We start from the raw sequence: 25,524 nt of genomic DNA, 5'->3' as shown, positions 1-25,524 counted from the left end.
TTAGTTAGTTACTGTACCGTGAAATGCTCCCATACCGCCCATTACATTCGTTACGTCAAAACCTTCTGCGGCTAAAAATTGACTCGCGCGTTCAGAACGTCCACCCGCGTAACAAATAATCGTATAGGCTTTTTCTTTATCCAGTGTTGCTAATTTTTCTGGTAGTTCATTAATTGGAATATTTATCGCATCTGGAATATGTCCTTCAACAAAAGCATCTGCGTCTCTGACATCTAAGATATTATGTGGCGCTTTTTTTAAGTCTTGCTCTAAATCATTTGCCGTAATGGATTGATACATCTATTCTCACCTCTTCAATTTCTTCTTTATTAACCATAACGCCTAATCCCTCATCAAACAAATTTTCTGCTCAAAAAAAGACAATGCAGCGGGTGAGCCACATTGTCTTTTTAGATTTAAACTGCTTGAGCTCCTGTGAACTGACTATTGTAAAGGTCAGCGTAGAAGCCTTTTGCATCAAGTAGTTCTTGGTGCGTACCTTGTTCGATTACGCTACCGTGATTCATAACGAGAATTAAGTCCGCATCACGAATGGTTGAAAGTCTATGCGCAATCACAAAGCTTGTGCGCCCTTCCATCAAATTACCCATCGCAAGTTGAATATTTAATTCTGTACGAGTATCTACGCTAGAAGTCGCTTCATCTAGAATCAAGATAGATGGATCAGATAAAATCGCACGGGCAATCGTTAGTAATTGTTTTTGACCTTGCGAAATGTTAGAACCTTCTTCATTCAAGATAGTATCATAGCCATTTGGAAGTCGACGAATGAAATCATCTGCATATGCTGCTTTTGCTGCCCCGATAACTTCATCTTTCGTTGCGCCTTCGCGACCGTATGCAATATTGTCGGCAATTGTTCCGTTAAATAACCAAGTATCTTGTAATACCATTCCGAATTTTTCGCGGACAGCATCTTTGGTCATATCACGTGTATCAATACCTTTCATACGAATCTGGCCACCATCTACGTCATAGAAACGCATCAGCAAGTTGATTATCGTCGTTTTACCAGCACCAGTCGGACCAACAATTGCCACCATTTGACCTTCTTCTACATGAATATTTAAGTCAGTCATTAGTGGTTTATCCGGAGTGTAACCGAATTTCACGTGGTCGAATACAATACTGTGTTCTTCGCCAGCAACTTGATTAATATTTGCTGGAATTTCGTCTTTCTCTTCTTCTTCATCCATCATTTCAAAAACACGTTCTGCGGATGCAATAGTGGATTGAATAATATTAGCAATATTGGCCACACTTGAAATTGGCTGAGTAAACAATTGAACATATTGCGTAAATGATTGAATATCCCCAACTTGAAGTGTTCCATTAGTAACAAAAATACCACCGGCCACACAGACACCCACGTAACCTAAGTTACCAACAAATTGCATCACCGGCATCATAATCCCGGAAATAAATTGCGCTTTTTTCGCTGCTTTGAAATAATCTTCATTTACTTCATCAAATTTTACTAACGTTTTCTTTTCTTGACCAAAGGCTTTAATAATCGTTTGGCCACCGTAAGTTTCCTCTACAGTATCATTTAAAATACCTAGATTACGTTGTTGTGCGCCGAAGTAACGTTGTGATCTACCAGCAATAATGGCGACTAAAATAATACTTATTGGAACTGTCACTAAAACGATTAATGTCATTTGCCAGCTTATCGTTAGCATCATAATTAAGACACCAATCATTTGGACAATCGCTGTAATTGCTTGCGTTAGTGATTGTTGTAAAGTATTCGCGATGTTATCCATGTCATTTACTGAACGACTTAGAATATCACCGTTTGAGCGCGTATCATAATATTTCAGCGGCAGACGAGCCATTTTCGCCTTTAAATCTTTCCGCATATCATAAACAGTTCGTTGCGCAACACTTGACATGACGTATTGCTGAATGAAACTAAATAAGGAACTACCAAGGTATAAGACTAAAACAATCATTAATATATTGAAAATCTTATCGTTATCAATCCCAGCTGGACTCATAACACCTTTAAAAATTTCCGTTGTTGCTTTCCCTAATTCTTTCGGGCTAAAAATGTTAAAAATCGTGGATAAAATCGCAAAGATAAACACGACGATGATTGCGACAGAACGAGGTTTCATATAGCCAAGAAGCCGGAATAGTGTTTGTTTAAAGTTCTTTGGTTTGGCGGTCGTTTGCATTCTCATGCCACCACCTGGACCTGGACCACTCATGCGATTTCCTCCTCTGACAGCTGTGACCTCATAATTTCTTGATAAATTTGATTCGATTCTTTCAATTCTTCATGTGTTCCAATTCCGGCAATTTTACCTTCATTCATAACGATGATTTGGTCGGAATTGACAACGGAGGTAATTCGTTGTGCCACAATGAGTGTCACGGCTTCGGTTGTTTCAGCTTTCAAAGCCTCACGTAATTTAGCATCTGTTTTGAAATCGAGTGCCGAGAAACTATCATCAAAAATATAAATTTCTGGTTTTCTAATTAAAGAACGTGCGATGGAAAGACGTTGTTTTTGTCCTCCAGAGAAGTTGTTCCCGCCTTGTTCTACGCGGCTTCCTAAACCATTTGCAAGTTTAGATACAAAGTTTTCCGCTTGAGCTGTTCGAAGTGCTGCCCAAATTTCTTCGTCGGTTGCATCTTCTTTTCCGTAGCGCATATTAGAAGCAATCGTTCCTGTGAATAGAACTGCTTTTTGTGGCACAAGACCAATTTTTTGGCGCAAACTGGATTGATCCATTTCACGCACGTCAATTCCATTAATTTTTACAACACCACTTTCGACATCATAAAAACGTGGAATCATATTAATCAAAGTAGACTTACCAGCACCGGTACTTCCGATGATTGCAACTGTTTCACCAGCATTAGCTTCAAAAGTAATATCTTCAATCACTGGTTTTTCAGCGCCTTCATAGCGGAAAGTGACATTTTCAAAAGAAAGTTTCGCTGGTGGTGTACTTGTTTTTGGATTTTCTGGGTTAAGTATTTCTGCATTCATATCTAGCACTTCATTAATACGCTCAGCAGAAGCTCCAGCACGCGGAATCATAATAAATACAGCAGAAAGCATCATGAAGGACATCATGATTTGCATCGCGTATTGAATAAACGCCATCAAGTCCCCAACTTGCATATCACCATTGCCAATAAAAATCGAACCAATCCAGACAATCGCAATGGAAGTTAAGTTCATCAGTAGCATCATTAATGGACTCATAAGAGATAGCAGTCGATTAACTTTAATCGCCGTAGTAGCATAGTCAGCATTTGCTTCTTCAAATTTTTCGAGTTCATCTTCATTACGGTTAAAGGAACGCACAACTCGGATTCCTGTTAACCCTTCACGAATAACGCGGTTTAATTTGTCCATTTTCTTTTGGAGCGATTTAAACATCGGCATTGCTTTTCCGCCGAGAATAACTACTAATAGAAGTAGTAGCGGTAAAACAACGACAAAAATAAGTGATAATTTCGCGTCCCTGCCAACTGCCATAATAATACCGCCGAGTAGCATAATTGGCGCCATCACCATTAATCGCATCATCATATAAAGTACATTTTGGATTTGAACAACGTCATTTGTCGTTCTAGTAATCAAGGAAGAAGTTCCTACTTTATCAAATTCTTGTAAGGAAAAGTCCTCTACCTTTGTAAAAATTTTATCGCGTAAATCTTTCCCGAATCCCATCGAAATTCTGGATGCGAGATAAACGACGATAACCGACAAGATAACAGAAGCAAACGAGATTAAGAGCATCTGCATTCCAGTGCTCCAAATATAGTTTGTATCGCCTGTTACAACTCCTTTGTCGATAATGTTCGACATAAGCGTCGGTAAATAAAGCTGTCCAATGACTTGCCCGAAAGTAAGGACTAATACGGCCGTAATACTCAGCCAATAAGGTTTTAATCTTTTCATCAATTTCATCATTTGCGGTTTATGCCTCCTTATTTTCGGATTTTGTGTTTAAGTAATCTGTCAGTTTTTCTAGGAGTGTAATCAGTTTTTTCATATCGTCTTCGCCTAAAAACTCCTGCATATCTTCAAAACTAGTTTGAAATTCATCGAGCATTTTTTCTGACACGCCTGCTCCGACTTCTGTTAATTCCACATACATCGAGCGCTTATCTTCTGGGTTTTGAACACGTTTAATGAGTCCTTTTCCTTCCAAAGATTGAATCATTTGCGTGACGCTTGGTTTTGAAATTCTAAGCATGTGACCAAGATCGGAAACACGAATTTTTGGCCCTCTGCTTTTAAGCCCACGAGATAAAATAAAAATAAATCTTGTTTCGGATTTACTGTAACCCGGAATTTGGAAACTCTTTATTTCAGCATGCTTAAAATTCATGAAAGCCTTGATTACTGAGTGCCCCAAGTCTTGATTTTTCGAAGACATTTCTCCACTTCTTTCTATCATTTGATTAGTTTACCTAACTAATTATATGAGATATTCGATTTTTGTCAAGCAATATCTTGGAGCGATTTTGAAATTAATCTATACTTTTAACTTTAATTACCTTATAATGGCTTTAATTGTGTTAATGCGAAGGGAGGGAAATAAGTGAGTTCAGTACATAAAGTCGCCAGCATAAGTCTTTTTACGCTTGCTTGGCCGATTTTTCTAGAGCAATTTTTACGTCTGATGATTAGTTATATTGATGTCTTTATGTTGGGGCATTATTCAGATGATGCGGTAGCTGCGACAGGGGTAGCGAATCAGATTCTTGTTATTTCTATTATTATTTACGGCTTTATCAGTGTTGGCGTACAGATTATCGTTGCCCAAATGATTGGTGCCAAAAAACATAAAGAAATTGAAAATGTGATTACAAATGGCTTAGTGGTCGCTTTCTTAATTGGAATTGTGATGAGTATTATTTTCATTTTTATGTCGAAAAACTTCCTGACTTGGATGGGAATTGATCCTCATTTAGTTCAAGTTGGTGCGCCGTTTTTAGAAATTATCGGTGGAAGCTCGGTTGTTATTGCTATTCATGCTTCGATTTTGCCTATTCTCCGGGCGCATGGTTACGTAAGACAATCCATTCTTGTTCCTGTGACGATTAGCATTATCAATGTTGTCGGTAATTACTTATTCCTGTACGGCCCGCTTGCATACTTAGATTACGGGGTAGCAGGTGTTGGTATTTCCACCGCTGTCGCGAACTTCGTCGGAATGGGTCTAGCCATCTGGATGCTTCGAAAATATATCGGCTATACTTTCCATTTCAAAAAACTGGAGCAAGTTTCCAAAAAATTACTTTATTCGATTTTACGACTTGGCCTTCCCTCTGCTGGGGAAAATTTATCGTATGCCGGCTCGCAACTAGTTGTTACTGCGATTATTGCAATTCTTGGTACAGAGGCGCTTACCACAAAAGTTTATGCTTCGACGGTTAGCCAGTTTGTCGCACTCTTTGCTATCGCGCTCGGTCAGGCCTCTCAAATTATTATCGGTCGCGCGGTTGGTGCAAAAGAAATCGATAAAGCTTATAAGCAAGGTCTACGTAGTTGGAAGATTGGTTTGGTTGTCGCAATTGTGGTCAGCGTTTCGATTTACCTTTTCGCGGAACCGATTATGAGTCTATTTACTACCAATACCGAAATCATTGCGATGACGAAAGAATTGTTCTTACTTTCGATTTTCCTAGAACTTGGGCGTGCGACGAATATTATCATTATTAGCAGTCTTAACTCAACAGGCGATGTTCGTTTTCCATTTATATGCGGACTTATCGTTATGTGGATCGTTAGTTTGCCGTTCTCCTATGTACTTGGTATCTCTGCTGGTCTTGGGCTTGTAGGTGTTTGGCTCGCCTATATTATTGATGAAGGCGTTCGAGCCGTTCTAATGTACCGAAGATGGCGCAGTAAAGTTTGGTCCTTAAAATCAGTCATATAAAGAAACGTCTCTTTGATTTTTTCGAAGGGGCGTTTTTGTATATGACAAAACTGTCATCTTCCTCTGTATATCGTCACCTAATTCGATGGTTCCATTTCTCTTTCCCCGCTATACTAGACTTATAAACAAATGAGAGGATAGATGAGAAATGTTGGATAAAAAAATTATTAGTGCGCTTAGTTATTTCAGTCTTTTCTTTGCCCCGGTCATTACTCCCGCGATTATCTGGTGTACAACAAAAGATAAAGAAATTCGGCATCATGTAAGATGGGCACTCCTCACACAGACAACTTTTGTCGCTGGTGTAGTTGTAATGATTTTACTTTACAACAATGTTCCATTTAGTACCAATAGTGCAGATACCATTAACTTTCTTGCCTTAGCTACTGTATTTTTTATCGTTTTTCTAAATGTATCGATACTCATTTTCAACTTGATTCGGGGAATTACACGTATCGTAAAGCATAGTGACGATAATTGGGCTAGATGTTAAGCTAACTTCCTAATTTATGCTATAATATAGTGTACTTTAGGAGGTTTTTTTGATGCGTTTTATTATTGCTTATTTATCGATTTTTGTTTTAGGAATTTTTTCTGCGCTTTTAGTCGAAACAATCCTCTATGACAACGTTACACCACAGCTTGTGTTTTCAGCGATACTTTTTGCGGCTCCTGTAATTTTAGTTGCTTCTACGCTAGGTGAAATATTTTACGGATTTAGCAAAAAAGCTAGCTACTTCACATTTGCTATATGGGGCTTCGCTTACGGAGTTGTTGCAACGGTCATCATCTTAAGCATTATCCAAGTTTCTGGTATGCTCATTTCCGTTGGTGTATCTATCCTTGTTGGGATTATCATGGCGCTACTTGCTGTCATCTTCTTCTTTTTACGGGGCGGAAAACCTACTAGTGGAAAAGCCGCTACGAAATAAAAAAATGTCTATCCTAATTGATTCATTCAACTAGAATAGACATTTTTTTATTCTTCTTCAAACGCATGATGATTCAAATTAAAACGAATTGTTTCCAGTGGATAGCCGTAAAAATCCTCGGTAAATTCCTCTACTTGAACAAACCCTTTCGCCTTATAAAAATGAATCGCTGTTTCGTTTCCTTTTTCCACGTTAACGAACATTGGTAATGGCACGTGAAATAGAGTCATACCTACTTCTAAAAGCTCTGTACCAAGTCCGCGTTGTGTCACTTCTGGTAGTAAATAAAATGCTGCGAGTTCGCTCTTCCCCTTTTCAAGCTCGATAAAATTCGCAAATCCGATTACTTTGTCTGCTTGTTCCACAACAGCAAAAGGAGTCGCTGAAATACGATTATGAAGCGTCTCAACGTTATAAAACCTTTCCAAAAAATCGTCTTGTACATCGCCTGGAATTAAATCTTGATAGGTATGATGCCACGAAGTAATCGCTACATGCTGAATGGCTTCCGCATCCGAATTAGTTGCTTTCCTAATATGAAAATTCATCATCCATTCCCCTTTCACTTGCGCAAATTGATGAAACAGTTTATCTGACTTTACCCCTTTTTAACAAAAAGAATGCGCTAATTAAATAATTAGCGCACTGATTTTTTATTTTTCGATTTTAATATCTCCGGAACTTGTTTTTACCGTTACGCGATTATCCGTATTGGAATCACTTGTTGGTACTTTAATGCTACCAGAATTACTACTTGCTTCATAAATAGCTTTAAAATCACCTGGTAGTTCAAGTTCTACTTCACCAGAATCTGTATTGATTGCGATGTTTTTTACTTGTTTGATAAAAGCTACATCGATATCACCTGAGCTTGTTTTTGCTGTTACGTCATTCGTTATGCCTGCAAGTTCAATTGCTCCTGAGTTGGATTCCGCTTGTACTTTACCTTTTGTACTTGCATCAATGTCTCCGGAACTTGTTGTTAACACTGCTAGGTCGGTTACAGTGCCACTAGTCAACTCAATGTCTCCTGAATCGATGGCAATTTTAAGTTTCTTCGCTTTAACACCTGTAACATTCACATCGCCTGAACCACCATTTACTTCTAAATCACCTGTTAAATTAGTAAGGTCGGTCTGTCCAGAACCAGTTTCAACTGAGCTATTTGCTTTCATATTCGATAATTCCAAATCACCAGAAGAAGTAGCCATTTGAGCAGTATTTGCTTCCAAATTACTTACTTTTAACTCACCTGAGTTGGTAGAACTAACAAATTTCTTTACTTTAAAATCAGCTACATTGATATCTCCAGAATGAGATTTCACTTCTAAATCAGCTAATTTAGTATCTTTTGTTAAATAAACGGTTACTTTTTGTTGACCGTATGCGTATATTTTGCCAAAGCCGTTATACCAATCCTCTTCTTCAGGAACTGTAATATTAAAGGACGTTCCATCTTCCGAAACTGGATCTAATTTTTGAATGGCTTTTTTATCATTAGCAGAGTAATTACCTTTTAGTTCGATGTAATTTTTCCCATTTGTACTTTCTTTCCATTCAAACGTTACGTCGCGCTCAGAAGAAAAAGCAATGGAGTTAATATTTTCAGCTGATAAGTCCCACTGTTTTGTAAGTGGTTCACCTTTTTCTATCATATTACCTTTGTTCATCGTTAATGCTACGCCGATAGCACCGATAATAAAAAGTACCAACCCGGCGAAAAATAATTTTTTACTTAAGTGATGTTTATGCATTTCTTCCGCCTCCTTTAACCGCATATTTGTGCCATGCGATAATCGCTACTGTCGCTTTACTTGTAAGTTGTGTAAGCGCATTTGCCGCAAATAGAAGCATCAGTCCGAGACCGACAAGTCCAATAGAAACAAACATTTGATAAAACTCGAAATCAGCCCCAAATATAATTCCTACGCCAAGTATAACTGGTGATAGAAGGAACGCTCCTACTGTTGCCCAAAGTGAAATAACCAAAGACCACAGCGAAACCATAATTGGAATGATAAGACAAATATCTAAGAAAAATAATCCGACACCAATTAAAATTTGTTTGCTCACTGATCTATTTTCATTTTGATTTTTTCGCGGTACATAATAATAATCCGCTTCAGCAGGCTCTTCACGAAGGCCGCGTTCACTAATAATATCTGCGGCAATTTCTTCTGGCTTCCCAAGGTCAAAAACGATTTGCTCCTCGCTTTTCCCTGCTTCAATCCCATTTCTGAAATGCTCCTGATAGTCCGATAATAACTCTCTCCGTTCTTTCGGATCAAGCAATTCCAGTCGTTGGTTTAATTCATTGAGAAAATCTTGTTTATTCATTTACTGCATCCCCCTCTGTTAATAGCTTTGCCACACTGTCTGTAAAATTATTCCATTCAGAAATAAGTTCCTGCAAGTAAATTTCTCCTTTTACTGTCAGTTGATAATATTTTCTTGATGGACCTTCGTTTGATTCTACTAAATAAGTGGAACAATACTCTTCTTTTACTAATCTTCTAAGTACCGGATAAATAGCACCTTCAGCTACTTCAATATATTTAGACACTTGATTTGCTAATTCATAACCGTAACAATCTTTCTTTTGAATTAAAAATAAACAGCAAAGTTCTAACACACCTTTTTTGAACTGTGGGTTAACCTCCATGCTAACTCCTCCATTCTGTTAAATTGCACACTAGTATTAAGTAACCACTACTATATATCGTTCACTACTACTATAGTTTAACATACACTAGTGTTCATTGCAAGGTACTGATTAAAAAAAACTAGTATTGTTTTTTTAGAAAATAAATGTTAACCTATTTTAGTAATAAGTTTACATTAAGGAGAGATATGTTTATGCGCGATCAGAAATTGAAATTTTTAGTTGTTGATGCTTTATTCGCAGTCATCATTGCTTTACTTGCACAAGTTGCTATCCCACTTGGTCCAATCCCACTTACTGGGCAGACATTTGCCATTGGTTTAGCTGCAACCATTCTTGGAGCTCGTCATGGTACAATATCTGTTTTAGTTTACATTGTTCTTGGCGCTGTGGGTATTCCTGTTTTCCAAGGTATGACAGCAGGAATTGGAATTATTTTTGGACCAACCGGCGGATTTATTATTGGATTTATTTTTAATGCATTACTTACAGGCTGGTTACTCGAAAAGACAAAATTTACTGTTCCCTATGCAATTGTGGCGAACATCTTAGGTGCGATTGTCACCCTTATTTTCGGCGTTTTGTGGCTCAAAGTCAGCACCGGACTTGACTGGTCAGCTGCCTTTTTAACAGGCATGGTTCCTTTCATTATTCCCGGCATTATCAAAGCGGTTTTTGCGGCGTTATTAGGTGTTCTCATTCGTGATCGTTTGATTAAAGCCAAATTACTTCGAGCATCCTAAGTCCCATTAATACACATTTTGAGTCTTCTCCTATATAATGATAATGATTAACACTGAGAAAAGGGGACTCGGTATATGTCATTACTGAATGAGGAAAATAGCTTTTACAACGTAGATTTACTCAATTTATTAAAAGATTCTAGTGAAGCAGTTCTTCCATATAAAAGAATTCGCTTTAGGCGCAACCAACAGATTTTAGCTGAAGGTGCGGAAACTGATTATTTCTACATCATTGAAGATGGTGTCGTTTCTATGAGTAAAAATACTTGTAAAGAAGATAGTATCATTAGCTTCCTAGGTAAACAAGATTGTATCAGCCCGCTTACACTTCTTGGTGGCGCAAAATCACCAGCAAATTACACAACGATAAGTGAAGTGAGTGTTTATCAATTTGAACGTAAATATGTTCTTAATAAATTCTTAAGTTCACCAGATGTTTTTTGGCAGATGAATGCACTTATGCAAAGTATGGTTACACCAATGTTAGAACGGGAAGGTTACGTTAATTTACCTTCTAGCGAGAAAGTTTTAGCGGGATTAATTGCTTGTGGGGAGAGATTTGGAAGAATCGAGTCGGATGGTTCTTGTTTGATTCCCTATTATTTCACCCAAAAAATCTTGGGAAATTATCTAAATTTAGCTCGAGCTTACGTTGCAACTAACCTACGAAAGCTAGAAGAAGATGGAATTATTTCGCTTTCGCCAAAACCTTGGCGTGTAACTGATTTCGAGAATCGAAAACAAAACCTAAGCAATACATATAAATAGTTTTAAAGCCGCATATTTTATATTATGCGGCTTTTTTATGTTAACTACAAAACAAGTAAATATTAGCTGATTAATTTTCATCATTGTATTTTCTGACACAATTGTAATTTTTTTGTAATTTTTTGTAAAATAAATTTAATATCGTCTTTCACAAAGTTAAATAATATTGTATAATTAATTTGCAATATAAAATAAAAAAAAGAAATTGGGGATATGGAATGAAAAACATCAAAAAAAGGTTAATTGTAATTTTAGCATTTGGACTAGTTTTATCGATTAGCACTCCCGTTTTGGCTACAGAATTCGGAGAACAAAATGAATCAACAACAGAATCAGCTCCACCAACAGAAACTTCTACAAAAAACAATTCGATTGAAGAACAAAAATCTAAAAAAGAACTTTTAAAAGCCAGCGCAAATGCAGTAGTTGGAAAAACAAACCTTTCTTTTAAAATTGGAGATACACCCACTGCACAAGATTTTGTAACAGTCAATGACGATTCAAATAATCCAACATTTACTTTTAAAAACGGACAACCTGTAACGAATGCACCTGGAAACTACTCAATAAAGATTAACGTGACTTTCGATGATAATACTTCTACGGATATAACAGTTAACTACATAGTAAAAGAAGCCGCACCACTTGCAACGTTAAAAACAACAACACCTGTGATTGAATTAGGCTCCAAACCAACACCGAATCAATTCGCAACACCTGCCGCAGGAGCAAAATTAAGCTTTAAATCCGGAGTGCCTTCTACCAAAAAAACTGGTACTTTTACAACAACAATAATAGCTACGAAAGATGGAAAAACTAGTGAATTAATAGTTACTTACAAAGTTCTAGATCAAGAGCCGCCGACGATTAGTGTTAATCCAGACGACTATCCATTTGTTATCAAAGGAGAAACTATAACGCCCTCTACATTTGTAACAGCTACTGATAACTCGGGTAAAGTTACTTTAACTTTTAAACCTGGATATGAACCAACATATTCTCGACTTGGTATGCATACCTTTGTTGTTATCGCAACAGATCCATCGGGAAATACATCAGAGTTTTCTTCTTACTACGTTATCGTAAGTGATAAGCCTACACTTAAAGCACCTACTCTTGATTTGAAAAGAAGTACACCTTCCATTCTATACGGAGTTACTATGCCTAACTTAGGCGTAATCGCAGAAGATGAGGACGAAAATTTGATTGGATGGTCTATAGAAGATGAAAAAGGAAACTTCACCATTACATTCGAAACACCTTTACAACCAGGTGATATATTCGCTTTATATAGCAGTACTGAAGTAGAATACAGCGAAAAAACCTACTATATTTATGACCCAGAAACGTTGAAAATTAGAGAACTATATGAATCACCCTCTGAAGTAAAAACGATAAATACTAAGAAGAGCAATACTAATGAAACCAAAAAAATTATTCCGAAAACCGGTGATACTAATTCAATCTCATTAACATTGATTGGACTTATTTTAGGCGGCAGTTCAGTAATAATTTTACGAAAAAAATAACAAAAAAAAAGTGAAACCAATTGTATAAATTGGTTTCACTTTTTTATTAACTATTTTTACCAATAAAGAAGAATGTTGCGATTGCACCGATACCTTGGACGATGAAGAAAATCGCAACGACAAGTACGATACCAATTGCGGAAACAACTGGATTGAATAGAGCGATAAAACCAACAATAATGCCGATAATACCGATTGTTAAAATCCAGCCCCATCCTTGAACATTGTTTTGTTTAGCAGTGAATGCGCCAATTGTACGCATAATACCAGCAAATAATACCCACATACCGAAAAGTAATACGAGTGTTAAAGTTCCGTCAAATTCATTAAATAATAGCAAGAAACCTAGTAAGATGGATAAAATCCCGTCAGCTAGCACCCAACCAGAAACATTTTGTGTTTTTCTGTCTGAAAAGTAAGAGATTGTGTGGAAAATACCAGAAATCAGTAATAAGAAACCGAACATTAATGTCGAGGTTAATAATGAAATTCCTGGATGGAATAAGAACCAAATCCCAAGTATAATCATTGCAATCCCCGCTAATAAAACAAGAATTCGTGTAAAAGTCTTCATTTTTATTTCAACTCCCCTTTGTTTTTTTCTAACTTAACCCCATTTTTAATGAAATATAATTAGTCTTAACTATAATAGCCTAAAAAATGGATTTAAAACCTTTTAAAAAAAATTTATCGGCGCGAAAAAACAGAGTTGTCACAAAAACCTTGAAAAACTTACCAATTTCAGACTTTTTCAATAGATAGTTGACAATTTATAGCATCCAGCGTAATATATAACTTAATTTAATAGTATTTTCTTATCACGAAAGGTGGAGGGACTGGCCCTTTGAAGCCTTAGCAACCGGAATTTATTTTCACGGTGCTAATTCCAGCAGTATATTCTGAAAGATAAGTCGGAAATCCAAGTTTAGGAAACTCTATCCTCTCTGGCGGCTTATATACTGCTAGGGAGGTTTTTTGATGGAAATTACTGATAAATACATATTAAAGAGGAGTGGATTTTATGAGTAATGAGTATAAATTCGAAACAATTCAAGTACACGGCGGACATACACCGGACGGAGATACGCATTCCAGAGCCGTACCAATTTATCAAACGACGTCATACACATTTGATAGCCCGGAACATGCCGCAGCCTTATTTGGTTTACAAGAAACTGGAAATATTTATACGCGAATTATGAATCCGACTACAGCTGTTTTAGAAGAACGGTTAACGCTACTTGAAGGCGGTATTGGTGCGGTTGCAACTGCTTCTGGGATGGCTGCTATTACTTACTCTATTTTAAATATTGCTGGTTCCGGAGATCACATCGTCGCAGCCGCAACACTCTATGGCGGAACGCACACGCTGTTTTCCCATACGTTTAAAACTTTTGGGATTGACGTAACGTTTGTTGACCCTAATGAACCTGAAAATTTTGAAAAAGCGATTAAAGATAATACGAAAGCTGTTTTCATAGAAACAATTGGGAATCCTGATATTAATATTGTCGATATCGAAAAAGTAGCAGAAATTGCGCACGCATCCGATATCCCGCTCATCGTTGACAACACATTCGCGACCGCTTATTTGAATCGCCCGTTTGATTTTGGTGCAGATATCGTCGTTTACTCGGCAACAAAATTCATTGGTGGTCACGGGGTTGCAATTGGTGGCGCGGTTATTGACTCAGGTAAATTTAACTGGGCAAATGGCAAATTTCCAAAGCTAGTGGTGCCAGATGATAGCTACAACGGTCTGTCTTATACAAATGACGTTGGCGCGGCGGCTTATATTACCAAACTACGCGTCTCACTCCTTCGTGACACTGGCGCAGCACTTTCTCCGTTCAACGCTTTCTTACTCATTTTAGGCTTAGAAACGCTATCCTTACGCCTTGAACAACATGTCAAAAATGCGAAACAAGTTGCCAATTTCTTAAATGACCATCCAAAAGTAGCTTGGGTGAATTATCCAGGTTTGAGCGACAACAAATACCACGAATTAGCCCAAAAATATTTACCAAAAGGACCTGGCTCCATTTTCACATTTGGGGTTAAAGGTGGCTACGAGGCTGGTAAAAAAGTGATTGAATCCGTGGAATTATTCTCGCATTTAGCGAATGTTGGTGATGCAAAATCGCTTATCATCCATCCAGCATCCACGACCCATCAACAACTAAGCGAAGAACAACAACTAACAGCTGGCGTGAAACCAGAGTCCATTCGCCTATCTATCGGAATCGAAAATGCCGATGATATTATCCAAGATTTAACGAAAGCATTAGAGCAAATTTAGGAGGAAGTGAAGAGAAGTGACCTTACAACAAAAAGAACTATTTCAAAAAAGTCCTCTTCTACTTGAAAATGGAGAAACATTAAGCCCTGTTTTAGTCGGCTATGAAACATACGGGACACTTTCTGAATCACGCGATAATTGCATTTTATTAGAACACGCACTCACTGGGACGGCACATGCGGCGAAACATTTTGAGAGTGATGCGCCTGGTTGGTGGGATGATTACATTGGTCCGGGGAAAACGATTGATACGGACAAATATTTTCTTGTTTGCACTAATGTGTTTGGTGGTTGTAGTGGCACGACTGGACCTTCTTCGATTAATCCAAAAACTGGCGAGCCTTTCCGCTTACAGTTTCCAGGTTTTTCGATTAAAGATATTATTAAAGTGCAGCGTGAACTTTTGGAGCAGCTTGAGGTTACGCGGATTGTTTCGGTGATTGGCGGATCGATGGGTGGTATGCAGGCGACGGAATGGGCGATTGATTATGCCGATATTACGGATAGCATTATCAATATCGCCTCCCCGCTTGCTGCTGGACCTGATGCGATTGGTTACAACTTGATTATGCGCATGGCGATTTTGAACGACCCTGACTTTAATGGCGGCAACTATGTTGGTCAACCTGAGGGCGGACTTGCTACTGCGCGAATGGTTGGGATGATGACTTACCGGACGAGCGAACTTTTCTCGAAACGCTTTGAACGGTTCACAGTAGCCGAATCCTCCCCTGCCGCTTTTTCAAAAGAGCATTTTCAAATCGAGTCGTATTTACAATATCAAGGGGATACTTTTGTCGAGCGCTTTGACGCGAATAGTTATCTATATTTAACAAAGGCGATTGATTTATTTGACGTTACGGCTCCTGCGAAAGATGATTTACCCGCTTTTTCAAAAATTAAAATTCCTTATTTGCTCATTGGCATCACAACCGATCAACTTTTCCGAATTCATGATTTGCGCCGTGGTTATGAGCTTTTAAAAGAATGGGATGTGCCGGTTACTTATCATGAAGTGGCCTCCGAATACGGTCATGACGCTTTTCTAGTCGAAAAAGAAGTCCCGAAATTCGAACCGCTCATTCGGTCATTTTTAAGTAATTTACCTGTTAAAAGTATATAAAAAAAGAGACCTCGGAAAATTTCTGAGGTCTCTTTTTTATTAGTCTTTGTAAATTGATTTCGTTCGGTTAAGCCAAGCATAGCCGAGTCCGATAACGAGGCCACCACCTACAAAATTCCCAAGTAAAGCAAGTACTAAATTGACGGTCACATTGCCCGCTGTCATTGCAGCAAGTGTTCCACCAGAAGCGAAAAATGCTAATGAGAAAGATGAGAAGTTGGCGATAACGTGCTCAAATCCTAAGAATGCAAAGATGAAAATAATGAAAATCATCGCAATGACTTTACCAGCATCATCTTTCATTCGAAGTGTACAAAGCACGGCCGTATTTACAACAATATTGGCGAAAATACCTTCTACAAAAATTTGTAGTGGCGCTTTTTCAAGCTTACCGCTAACAGCAGTAAATAAGAAATGGTCAGCAGGTAAATTATGGAAAACAGATGTTAGGGAAACTAAGTACCCAGCAAGAATTCCACCCAATAAATTACAAACAATACATAAAAGCAAAATTTGTAATGCTTTTCCTGGTTTAACAATTTTTTGATAAACACCAGTTGTCATATACATCATGTTAGAAGTACCAAGCTCAGCATTCATATAAATAATCATAACGAGCGACCAGCTAAACATAAATGCATACGTGATTTTACCAAGTCCTGGAGCGAAATGATCGACTTTATCACCAATCATTACAGCGACCGCAGTCCCTAGTGTCAAGAATAAACATGCTAACATCGCGCGCACGATATAACGAAGAATACTATTATTTACTAAATCAATTTTTTTGCGCGTACTATAATCAATTTTCTGCATTAATGGACTACTTTCCACATCCAAATTATTTCATCTCCAAACAAAAAATTTTCTTGTGAAATTCACAACTTGTTTATTGTAGCATGTTTTTAATTTGATGCAAATAGTTTTCAGAAAATAAAAATGAGTTAAGCGTTACCATATTGAATTTTTTTCTATCTTGGTGTTTTATGTTGTTAATTTCCCCGTTTTATTTATCTTAAAACAAAAATAGGGTTTATCCTAAAATTTTATTTCCTCCAACGCTAATATTTTCGAAGTTCATTTTTTTCAGGAGTTTTTTTGCTTGCTCAGTACACATGAACCAATTTCTTTCATAGCCATCTTGCTCTTCTATTACCGTAAAAAAATCAGAAGTAATTTCATCCGGCTGGCAAACATCTATATATACATCTGAAAAGAGGTGGACAATATCGAACTCTTTTTCAGGTAACCATTTCGCTCGCGTTTTTCCGTCATTTGATGTATCGGCTAACGGATTTTCACGCCACTCAATTTCAGTCATTTTCAACCCGCTGAATGTCGCTATTAATTGCGTGGCAATATCTCGTTGTGTAAAAACGCCTTCTTGTAGAGATGAATTGACACTATGGACTGGAATAAAATCGCCAATTTTGGAACCAATCACACCAAAAACGCATTCATGCGACCACATCGCTCCCGTTTTCTTGCTAGTTAAAGGTTTTACTGGCATATCCTTGCCTACCCATGTAGTAGCTATCGTAGCATATCCATCCTCATTCTTAGCTGATTTTACCTCTATGTAACAAGCTTTTACGGACATTCGATTTCTCCTTTTACACAAGATTTTAAAACAATGAGTATAATATCAGCAATGTACCATATTAATATGATTAAATCAATCATGCTTCTACGTAAAAAGACAGAGGCTCTAAACGCCTCTGTCTTCGTATGAAAATTATTTTTCATTACGAGTTTTATTATTGTCCTCGTTTGAAATATTTTTATTTACTAAACCAATGTTTTTTAGCAGAATCTTTTGCTTTTCCTTCTGTTTCTTGTGCGCTTTTGATTTCTTGAGCTACGATAGCTTCATCCATACGTTGCACACGGCCGTGTAATTCATCCATTGCTACGTCGTTTACATTTGCTAATTCTTGTTCTGTCGCAATAAGGATAACACCTGTTGAACCTTCAGGAATTGTTTTTAATGTTCTTTCAAATACATTTAAAGCATCTTTCACTTCGCCAGCATCCCGCATGGAACCAACGATTGCGCCGACCATCCAACCAATTAAAATACCAAATGGGCCGCCTAAAATACCAATTAACATACCAATAAGGCTATCTTTCATATTTTTATCGGCACCAGTAAAATCAAGAAAATCTTGTGCAACAAGTTTATTTCCTGGCTCATGTTTTACAACCGCCATTTGATAACCAATAATTTTGCGTTCTTGGTGCAATCTTTTCATTTCAGAAAAAGCTTGGTAAGAAATGCTTTCTTCATCGAAATTCATAATTAACACTGTTTTTTCTTTTTTCATCTGTTGTACCCCTCTCGCCTCATAAAGTATTATATTCAGATACTATTTATCGTACCTATCTTTATTCTACTCGCTCTATCATACAAATAGCAATTAATAGCATTAGCAAGATAAAATCACTACTTTTTACAGACCTTTTTTACCAATAAATGGGAAAAATTTTGACGTTTTGTTCGCATATGCTTGAAAATCTGCTCTATCTCGATATTTTTTTTCAAGTAACGGAACGCCGGAAACAAATAGTAATAATAAAGTGATAACAATCGGGCTAGTAATCAGCCACAGATCGGTTAATTGTGTATAAGCAACTAAAAATACACCCCACCAGCTAAGTGCTTCACCAAAATAATTTGGATGCCGTGTAACTGACCAAAAACCAGTTGTTAATAATTTTCCTTTATTGGCTGGATTTTTCTTGAAGTTTTCTAATTGCAAATCGCCACCGACTTCAAAAATAAAGCCAATAATCCAGATAACAATACCAAGGATTTGCCACCAAGCGAATGTCGCTGTTTCATTAGCAAAACTATGTGTAATCGGCAAAGCAATAATAAATAATAAAACACCTTGCAACACGAAGACATTTAAGAAGGCTTTCAAATTAACTAATGTCGTTCCCCAGCGTTTGCGCATATTAACGTAGCGATAATCTTCTGGTTTGTTCCAATTCCGGCGCGCTAAATGCCAAAACAAACGGACACCCCAAATCGTCACTAAAACAAGAATGGTTATACTTTGTGCTGTCATGCTAAATGTCGTTAAAAATCCAGTCCATGCTACAACAACAAAGCCGCCACCCCACGCAATATCAACGAGCGAATATTTTCCTTTTATTTTTGAAATAATAAACCAGAGTATAAAGTAAACAAGTAAAGCGAGTGCTACTGTCCAATACATCATATCGTTCCCTCCTTTTTAATCCCCGCGACTGCGACACTTCCGAGTCCAGCACTAATCGCAATGGCTGCCGAACTATCCACTAAGTAGCTGATTTTCCCCGTTTCTTTTTCAAGTTGCTTCTGCCAAATTGCCGCGGTGTCTCTTGAAGAAACATGTGTAATCGCCAGCTCTTTCAGCTGTAATTTTGCTATTTTTTTAATGATTTTTTTCATGCTTTGTTTTTGACTAAACGATACGCCTATCAATTTGCCATCCCCGGATTCGTCCAAACTCACAATCGGGTAGAGTGATAATTTCTGTGCAAACTTTCCTAACACCCGCGGAATTCTGCCAGACTGCACCATCGGCGACAAATCTGCAACCGCCACATAAATAAAGGTCCGCTCAATCATTTGTTCCACTTCAGGATAAATAGATTCCCATGATTTACCTGATTCCACTAGTTCTACTGCTTGTTTCACTAAAATTCCTTGCGCGACCGAATTTAATTTAGAGTCAATTACACGTATCCAGTCCGAGGACAACTCCCGCGCTTTTATCCGCTGTTTGATTAATTGATAAGTTCCGCTTAATTTCGCCGCAACAGAGATAACAAGCACATGTTCATATTTATTTTCTAAAAATGATAATAAGGCATCGACCGTTCGAATTGTTGGCTGGGCTGTACTCATTTTCGTTTGTTTTCTTAATTTTTCTTGCATCATGTCCGGGCCAACCGTCAATTTATCAAGAAAATTCTCTTCTCCAGCTAAAATATTCATCGGTAATACATGTACTTGGTGTTCCAGTAAAAATGCTTCTGGTAAATCGGCTATCGAATCGGTCACTATAGCAATCTTTGCGCGAGGCTTTTTTGTGACTTCATATTGCAGACGCATATCATCTACTTTTTGATACGTCATCACGCCGTATGCTGCCATGAGGCTTAAAACTTCTTTTGGTTCATTTGTGTGGATATGGATTTTTATTTGTTTCTCATTACCTGCAATTACTAAGGAATCCCCTTTAGATGCGAGAATTTCCTGTAAATGTTGATGTGAGATAGTTGCTTGTTTGATAATAAATTCCGAGCAATAACGATATTTCGGCTCGCTTGTTTCAACATGCCTATGTTCCGCTGTTTGCTCTACTTCCGTAAAACGAACGGGTGCAGAAACCGCTTTACCACAATAAGCATTTGTAAGCCCGGCGATAAAGTAATAAAACCCTTTCGCACCAGAATCCACCAACCTATTTTTCCGTAAAATCGGCATTTGAAATTCTGTATTAATCAAGGCTTTCTCCGCAACTATTTGTGCATTTAAAAGCGATTGTTGGAAAGAACGCTCCTGCCCATACGTCCCAGCAAGCTCCTCTGACCATGCCTTCATCACAGACAAAATAGTCCCTTCTTTTGGATCCAACAAGGCATCATAAGCTTTATGCACCGCATTTTGAAAAGCTTGAACTAATCCATCAAAAGTCGATTCAAGGTGGTGATAACTTTCCGCAACAGCATTTAAGTATTGCGCAAAAATCATCCCTGAATTGCCTCGAGCACCAATGAGCGCCGCGCTAGCTACTTCCTCTAGCAATTCCTTCGTTGAATATTCTCTCGGGGAAACATGATCAATTATCGCTTGCATTAAAGAAGCTAAATTACTCCCCGTATCCCCATCTGCTACGGGAAAAACATTTATTCGATTAAGCTCGTCTTTTTTACTAATTACTTCAGCCGCTCCGTTTAGCATACTTTGTAATAGACGTTTGCTTTCAGACTCCATCATTAGGAACCTGCTCCCGAGAAGAAATGCAGATTAATAAAGTAAACAATCACCGAAGTCACAGTCGTCACAGCCGTTCCCCAAACGAGATCAATTATGGTCATCGTAATCGGCCAATCTTTAAGTGTCGCCAAGTTCGTCAAATCATACGTCGCATAACAAACTAGACCAAATAAGGCGCCTGCTAAAATGGTGTAACCTAAACTTCCTTTTTCTGTCCCAGGAAGTAAAACGAAGAAGGTAACACCAACGACATAAATAAAGTAAAAAATAACTGCTGGAGCAAGTTTTACATCCCCCATTAAATCCCCAATAAATTGTTGATACATTTTTTTAGAAGCTACGAGTAACCAAAAAAGATCAAAAATCAAGAAAACTACTGCACTCGTTAGAAATAGCTTTAAAAATTGCGCCATTGTGATTCCCCCTTATCACTTGATAAATGAATTTTAACATACCCAGGTTCTTACTCCTAGAAGGTTGCTCAAGACTCATTCTTTGTGAATACTGCCACAAAAAAGTCAACCATTTAATTAAATGATTGACTCATTATCTATATATTTCCCCTAGAATGCTCTTTGCTAAACTCGTAGCGTGCAATGGCTAATTTACGCCGTTCTTTATGGTCAATTAAAGGGAATGGATAGTCTTTTCCTAATACCAAACCATACTCTTTCTGCTCTGTTTCTGACATTTTTTCAGGTTGATGAATATATTTATCAGGTAGATTCGCTAACTCTTTTACATATTTTCGAATAAATTTCGCAGTTGGATCAAATTTTTGTGATTGTGTCGTTGGGTTGAAAATCCTAAAGTATGGCACCGCATCTGTTCCAGTCGAAGCCGCCCATTGCCAGCCACCAATATTACTCGCAGGATCATAATCAATCAGCATTTGTTGAAAATATTTTTCGCCAAAACGCCAATCAATCAGCAAATCTTTTGTTAAAAAGGACGCTGTAATCATTCTTAGTCGATTATGCATCCAACCAGTTTCTTTCAGCTGGCGCATCGCTGCATCAACGAGCGGGAAACCAGTCTTCCCTTCTTGCCACGCTTTGAAAAATTCGCGGTTGTTTTCCCATTCAATAAAACGATAATTTTCTTGGATAGGCTCGTTTTTTTGGTTAGGAAAAGAAACGTAAATCATATTATAAAAGTCGCGCCAACAAAGTTCTTTTTCAAATGTAGCTCGTCCTTCTGTTGCTTTTGTTTCTTGAAGTGCCTGCCAAACCGTCCGAATCGAGATTTCTCCCGTCCGTAAATAACGTGATAAATGACTTGTTTTATCCAGTTCTGGGAAATCTCTCGCTTTGTCATAGTCAGCAATATCGTGTTTAATAAAATTCGCAAGTCTCGTATTCGCTGCTCGTTCACCAGAATCTAATATCGGCAAATCGCAAGTCATTTCCGCAAACTGTTCTTCGTATTTCGGAAACAAACTTTCTTTCCGGATATTCTCTGGCTTTAAAGTCACTTTGAACGGTGTTTCTTTTATTTCTTCGCGCCATTTTTTATAGTAAGGGGTAAAAATTTTATAGTATTCTGTGGGAGATTTCTTTACTTCTTCCGCTGAATGAAGATAGCTGTCGTGGAAGGATTGAACCTCGATTTTTTGTTCGTCAAAGAAAGCTTGCGCCGCCTCGTCCCGCTTTGCTCCGTATCCTGTTTCATCACGGTTGAAATAAACTTTATCCCAGCTTGGTAGCGTATCTTTTAATTGTTGGAAGCATTCTATCGGTTCACCAAACATGATTTGTACATGTGCAGTTTTATCGATTTCTTGCTTAAAATGAGCCACACTAGCAAAAAAAGCTTGGTGGCTAGGACTTCCTGTGATGAACTGTGCTGGATTTACTTGAAATAACAAAAGCAAATCGTCCTCTTTACAGGCATGATAGAGGGCTTTATTATCATTTACTCGAAGATCTCTCCGAAACCACATTACCGAAGTCATTTTCTTCCACCTTTCGCAAATTACTTAACGCTATTATACGAGAAACTAGTGTATTTAGAAAACAATGGGCTTATAACATGAAAAAAACCTGTTAACTTTTGCTAACAGGTTTTTACGGAGCATCCGTCAGAGTCCACTCGATTGTCGTTTCATAGCTTTCATCCACATAGGCCTCTGCTGCATCAACTTCCACCAAAATCCCTTGGTCGTCTGCCCATTCTATCGGAACAATCATCTCACTAGCTGACTGTGATTCAAAAATGGTGATTGGTTCATCGGAAAGAATTTTTTTCGCTCCAGTATTATCAATAAAAATGAGCCCATTTGGCAAAGTATGTGCCGAATTTGTCGTGGATGTCAGCGGTGATTTAACGGTCGCTGTTACGCTAAATTTGCCGCCTGAGCCTCTTGAATCAAGCACAGATAAATCAAAGTCAGCGTTTCGTTTTGCGATATTTTTTTGTTGATTAAGTTCCATTGTTTCGAAGGAAATCGTTTCTGGCACATGATTAAATTTGAGCTCACCTGTTACCTGAATCGCAATCTCTTTCGTTAATTCGCCAATTTGTATCGTTGCCGCATAGGTGCCTGTCTCTTTTTTCAAATTGGTGCTAGCTACTTTCAACTCCGCGCTTAAGTCCTCACCAGTTTCGATATTGAAAGCTTTTGCACCCGATTTGTTTAAAATGAATTGCTCCAGTTCGGCATCATTGAGCTCGATAATATCTTTTACATTTACCGAAAAGTCCGCCGCTCGTAATGCTTTACCGTCTTGAATCTCTGTTTCATCATCTTTAATAAAAACGGGTACACGGATATCCACGTAATTTTGTGCCTTATCTTCTAAACGAACAATGGCTTCTGCGGGTCCAAAAACACTGGTGTCCGGTGCACTTTGCAAAGTAGTTGTAATTCCCGCTCCAGACGTATTATCGGAATGATCATAGATATTAGTTACTAATTCGGATACATCTGGAAAGGGATCTCCAAGTTGGATAATTTGAGTAACGGCCTCCCCACTTGGCGGAGTCACGTCTTCTACAGTTATATCGTCTAATGTTATCCTTTTTTGGTCTTGTTTAATGGTTGTAGTCAATTTAATGTAAGGCTTGATAAAACCATTTGGAATAGCAATTCGATAAGTTCCATCGTCATTTGCCTGTCCTTCTAAAACCTTATTTTCCCCATTTTCTGTATATGAAATGTTAATAAAAGCGTTTGGTGTCGCTGTTCCTATAATTTCATTATCTGCGTCTGTCACAGGATTTATCGTTCCCTCAAGTCGCCCCATCGCAATCATTCGCGCAGTGTTTTGATTAAAATTAGTCGGCGTCATCCCGGCATTCGTTGACAGAATTTTTGTCGTTGTCCCAGTGTACGTCAAACTCCCCGTCACATTTTCCCCATTTGGTAAACTAAAACTTTGCGCTGCCAAATCCGTTCGATCAATGGTTCCAACCGTATCCCAGTAATTCACCATTTGCGCATTTAAATTAAAGGTATTCGCATAAGGCCAGTAAAACATCGGCGTATTCGAATTTGTCGTAATTAAAAAGCTCAGAGGATCATTTACATCTAACTTCGCCGTCGCATTATAAAACTGGATAATATAGCCAGTTCCGCCTGTTTTATTTAAGATAAAGCGGGCATCAGGACTTACGGTAATATCATCTGCCACCCATAGAAGTGGATTCCCGCCAGCAGTTTTTGTCATAGTTACATCCGCACCTGACGCGATTTTAACAGCTCCGCCCGGCGTGTCTCGGAAAATATTATTGTTAGAAGTAATAGCTAACTTCGCATTCTTTTTCACATCTATGTCAATTGGTTTTGCCCCTGAACGATAAAACATCCCTGTCCCATTAGAAAGTATCGTCACGTCTGCATTTTCTTCCACTGTAAAAGTGTTTACGTCGGCCGTTCCACCACCGAACCAAAAAGCACTATTCGCATTCGAGCTTGCGTGATTGATATTCAACTTACCGGAAACGCTCACGCCTTTAATTTCCGCCACTTCATTTGGTGCCGCTGAACCAGATACAACCGATGCGATTGTTATATCATTGGTTCCTTTAAAATTCGCTGTTCCGTTCAAATTATAAATCATTTGCGGACCTTGATAATGAACATTTTCATAGTTTTGTACGACGTTTTTCGCAGCCCCATAAACGGAAATCGTCCCATAATAATTTTTTCCGACAATATGGATATCTTTTAACGTTGTCTCTTTCGCACCTGTGTTTGTATTAACTGTAATCACGCTACTCTGGGCACCAGCTGATGCCATTGTTTCTGTCAAAGTATGTATTTCACCTGTTGCTGGATTTTTCCCTGATAAAGTAAATGTCTTTTTCGTCGCTGGGATGATAATTCCACCCGACAATTCAACATCTGCACCTAAGTACACTGTGTCTATTCCATTATCTTCGGAAATAGCTGTTTTTAATTCTGCAAAATTAGTTACTATCGCTTCATTTGGTGCTAAGTCTCTACTTCCATTTTCCGCTGCTACCACTATTTTAAAACCAAGAAAAAGAGCCGCAATGGTCAATACAAGTATTAATTTTTTGAAAGCCAATTCGCCAGCTCCTTTC

25 protein-coding genes and 1 riboswitch are annotated in these 25,524 nt (G+C 38.0%); of the genes, 8 read left to right on the top strand and 17 right to left on the bottom strand.

All coding sequences use genetic code 11. From position 1 onward, the window contains the following. The 4 genes from AB2Q86_RS03255 to AB2Q86_RS03240 form a co-directional block, all read right to left on the bottom strand. On the bottom strand, positions 1-300 hold the full coding sequence (locus tag AB2Q86_RS03255; protein WP_012581822.1) for a rhodanese-like domain-containing protein: 300 nt from the start codon (positions 298-300) through the stop codon (positions 1-3). 116 nt (positions 301-416) lie between these two features. Next, complete coding sequence (locus tag AB2Q86_RS03250) at positions 417-2,234, bottom strand: ABC transporter ATP-binding protein (protein WP_012581823.1); 1,818 nt, start codon at positions 2,232-2,234, stop codon at positions 417-419. Then, positions 2,231-3,955 (bottom strand): ABC transporter ATP-binding protein, encoded by a 1,725-nt coding sequence (locus AB2Q86_RS03245; protein WP_012581824.1) that lies wholly within the window; start codon positions 3,953-3,955, stop codon positions 2,231-2,233. The genes AB2Q86_RS03250 and AB2Q86_RS03245 overlap by 4 nt, the downstream gene beginning before the upstream one ends. A gap of 7 nt (positions 3,956-3,962) precedes the next feature. Further along, positions 3,963-4,424 (bottom strand): MarR family winged helix-turn-helix transcriptional regulator, encoded by a 462-nt coding sequence (locus AB2Q86_RS03240; RefSeq protein ID WP_041176482.1) that lies wholly within the window; start codon positions 4,422-4,424, stop codon positions 3,963-3,965. Between the two features lie 165 nt (positions 4,425-4,589). Here AB2Q86_RS03240 and AB2Q86_RS03235 point away from each other — a divergent pair, with 165 nt between their 5' ends. From AB2Q86_RS03235 to AB2Q86_RS03225, 3 genes are all read left to right on the top strand, one after another. Further along, positions 4,590-5,930 carry an MATE family efflux transporter gene (locus AB2Q86_RS03235; protein WP_003727255.1) on the top strand — a complete coding sequence of 447 codons (1,341 nt, stop codon included), beginning with the start codon at positions 4,590-4,592 and terminating at the stop codon, positions 5,928-5,930. 148 nt (positions 5,931-6,078) lie between these two features. Further along, positions 6,079-6,423 carry a DUF4870 domain-containing protein gene (locus AB2Q86_RS03230; RefSeq protein WP_003726749.1) on the top strand — a complete coding sequence of 115 codons (345 nt, stop codon included), beginning with the start codon at positions 6,079-6,081 and terminating at the stop codon, positions 6,421-6,423. A 52-nt stretch (positions 6,424-6,475) separates the two neighbouring features. Further along, positions 6,476-6,862, top strand: a complete 387-nt coding sequence (locus AB2Q86_RS03225; RefSeq protein ID WP_012581826.1) for a hypothetical protein — start codon at positions 6,476-6,478, stop codon at positions 6,860-6,862. A gap of 47 nt (positions 6,863-6,909) precedes the next feature. Here the strand turns inward: AB2Q86_RS03225 and AB2Q86_RS03220 are convergent, their stop codons facing one another. From AB2Q86_RS03220 to AB2Q86_RS03205, 4 genes are all read right to left on the bottom strand, one after another. Next, on the bottom strand, positions 6,910-7,410 hold the full coding sequence (locus AB2Q86_RS03220) for a GNAT family N-acetyltransferase (protein WP_003726747.1): 501 nt from the start codon (positions 7,408-7,410) through the stop codon (positions 6,910-6,912). 105 nt (positions 7,411-7,515) lie between these two features. Then, positions 7,516-8,616 carry a DUF4097 family beta strand repeat-containing protein gene (locus AB2Q86_RS03215; protein WP_012581827.1) on the bottom strand — a complete coding sequence of 367 codons (1,101 nt, stop codon included), beginning with the start codon at positions 8,614-8,616 and terminating at the stop codon, positions 7,516-7,518. Continuing rightward, a complete protein-coding gene (locus AB2Q86_RS03210) occupies positions 8,609-9,199 on the bottom strand; it encodes a DUF1700 domain-containing protein (RefSeq protein WP_003729336.1) in 591 nt (196 codons plus the stop codon). Before AB2Q86_RS03210 ends, AB2Q86_RS03215 begins: the two co-directional genes overlap by 8 nt. Then, positions 9,192-9,524, bottom strand: a complete 333-nt coding sequence (locus AB2Q86_RS03205; RefSeq protein WP_003729335.1) for a PadR family transcriptional regulator — start codon at positions 9,522-9,524, stop codon at positions 9,192-9,194. The genes AB2Q86_RS03210 and AB2Q86_RS03205 overlap by 8 nt, the downstream gene beginning before the upstream one ends. Positions 9,525-9,718: 194 nt before the next feature. Between AB2Q86_RS03205 and AB2Q86_RS03200 the strand changes: the two genes are divergently transcribed. From AB2Q86_RS03200 to AB2Q86_RS03190, 3 genes are all read left to right on the top strand, one after another. Continuing rightward, on the top strand, positions 9,719-10,267 hold the full coding sequence (locus AB2Q86_RS03200; RefSeq protein WP_012581828.1) for a biotin transporter BioY: 549 nt from the start codon (positions 9,719-9,721) through the stop codon (positions 10,265-10,267). 75 nt (positions 10,268-10,342) lie between these two features. After that, the gene (locus tag AB2Q86_RS03195; RefSeq protein WP_012581829.1) at positions 10,343-11,035 is read left to right on the top strand and encodes a Crp/Fnr family transcriptional regulator; all 693 of its coding nucleotides are present in this window, start codon (positions 10,343-10,345) and stop codon (positions 11,033-11,035) included. 218 nt (positions 11,036-11,253) lie between these two features. Further along, positions 11,254-12,564 (top strand): LPXTG cell wall anchor domain-containing protein, encoded by a 1,311-nt coding sequence (locus AB2Q86_RS03190; RefSeq protein WP_012581830.1) that lies wholly within the window; start codon positions 11,254-11,256, stop codon positions 12,562-12,564. A 46-nt stretch (positions 12,565-12,610) separates the two neighbouring features. On the opposite strand, the gene AB2Q86_RS03185 is transcribed toward AB2Q86_RS03190, so the two are convergent. Continuing rightward, on the bottom strand, positions 12,611-13,138 hold the full coding sequence (locus tag AB2Q86_RS03185) for an HdeD family acid-resistance protein (RefSeq protein WP_003729331.1): 528 nt from the start codon (positions 13,136-13,138) through the stop codon (positions 12,611-12,613). 238 nt (positions 13,139-13,376) lie between these two features. Then, positions 13,377-13,477, top strand: a riboswitch (SAM riboswitch). Between the two features lie 108 nt (positions 13,478-13,585). On the opposite strand from AB2Q86_RS03185, the gene AB2Q86_RS03180 reads away from it, so the two are divergent. Together AB2Q86_RS03180 and AB2Q86_RS03175 are read left to right on the top strand one after the other, a co-directional pair. Further along, positions 13,586-14,863: an O-acetylhomoserine aminocarboxypropyltransferase/cysteine synthase family protein gene (locus tag AB2Q86_RS03180; RefSeq protein WP_003725904.1), complete on the top strand. Its 1,278-nt coding sequence runs from the start codon at positions 13,586-13,588 to the stop codon at positions 14,861-14,863. 16 nt (positions 14,864-14,879) lie between these two features. Next, positions 14,880-15,986 carry a homoserine O-acetyltransferase gene (locus AB2Q86_RS03175; RefSeq protein WP_012581831.1) on the top strand — a complete coding sequence of 369 codons (1,107 nt, stop codon included), beginning with the start codon at positions 14,880-14,882 and terminating at the stop codon, positions 15,984-15,986. A 39-nt stretch (positions 15,987-16,025) separates the two neighbouring features. Here the strand turns inward: AB2Q86_RS03175 and AB2Q86_RS03170 are convergent, their stop codons facing one another. From AB2Q86_RS03170 to AB2Q86_RS03135, 8 genes are all read right to left on the bottom strand, one after another. Beyond that, positions 16,026-16,826, bottom strand: coding sequence for a formate/nitrite transporter family protein (locus AB2Q86_RS03170; protein WP_003727259.1), 801 nt, complete (start codon positions 16,824-16,826; stop codon positions 16,026-16,028). A 193-nt stretch (positions 16,827-17,019) separates the two neighbouring features. Beyond that, complete coding sequence (locus tag AB2Q86_RS03165; protein WP_012581832.1) at positions 17,020-17,586, bottom strand: hypothetical protein; 567 nt, start codon at positions 17,584-17,586, stop codon at positions 17,020-17,022. 181 nt (positions 17,587-17,767) lie between these two features. After that, on the bottom strand, positions 17,768-18,310 hold the full coding sequence (locus AB2Q86_RS03160; RefSeq protein WP_003725902.1) for a DUF1269 domain-containing protein: 543 nt from the start codon (positions 18,308-18,310) through the stop codon (positions 17,768-17,770). A 126-nt stretch (positions 18,311-18,436) separates the two neighbouring features. After that, positions 18,437-19,207, bottom strand: a complete 771-nt coding sequence (locus AB2Q86_RS03155) for a DUF1295 domain-containing protein (RefSeq protein WP_077904939.1) — start codon at positions 19,205-19,207, stop codon at positions 18,437-18,439. After that, complete coding sequence (locus tag AB2Q86_RS03150) at positions 19,207-20,973, bottom strand: DAK2 domain-containing protein (RefSeq protein WP_077904938.1); 1,767 nt, start codon at positions 20,971-20,973, stop codon at positions 19,207-19,209. The genes AB2Q86_RS03155 and AB2Q86_RS03150 overlap by 1 nt, the downstream gene beginning before the upstream one ends. A gap of 2 nt (positions 20,974-20,975) precedes the next feature. Further along, the gene (locus tag AB2Q86_RS03145) at positions 20,976-21,389 is read right to left on the bottom strand and encodes a DUF2177 family protein (RefSeq protein WP_003725899.1); all 414 of its coding nucleotides are present in this window, start codon (positions 21,387-21,389) and stop codon (positions 20,976-20,978) included. A gap of 137 nt (positions 21,390-21,526) precedes the next feature. Further along, positions 21,527-22,930 (bottom strand): deoxyribodipyrimidine photo-lyase, encoded by a 1,404-nt coding sequence (locus tag AB2Q86_RS03140; protein ID WP_012581835.1) that lies wholly within the window; start codon positions 22,928-22,930, stop codon positions 21,527-21,529. 112 nt (positions 22,931-23,042) lie between these two features. After that, the gene (locus AB2Q86_RS03135; RefSeq protein WP_012581836.1) at positions 23,043-25,508 is read right to left on the bottom strand and encodes a hypothetical protein; all 2,466 of its coding nucleotides are present in this window, start codon (positions 25,506-25,508) and stop codon (positions 23,043-23,045) included. Between the last annotated feature and the right edge of the window lie 16 nt (positions 25,509-25,524).

Source organism: Listeria monocytogenes (assembly GCF_041765605.1).
In the GTDB taxonomy this organism is placed as follows: domain Bacteria; phylum Bacillota; class Bacilli; order Lactobacillales; family Listeriaceae; genus Listeria; species Listeria monocytogenes_D.
Note: the sequence above shows the minus strand (reverse complement) of the source record. Positions and strands in the feature narration are given on the sequence as shown.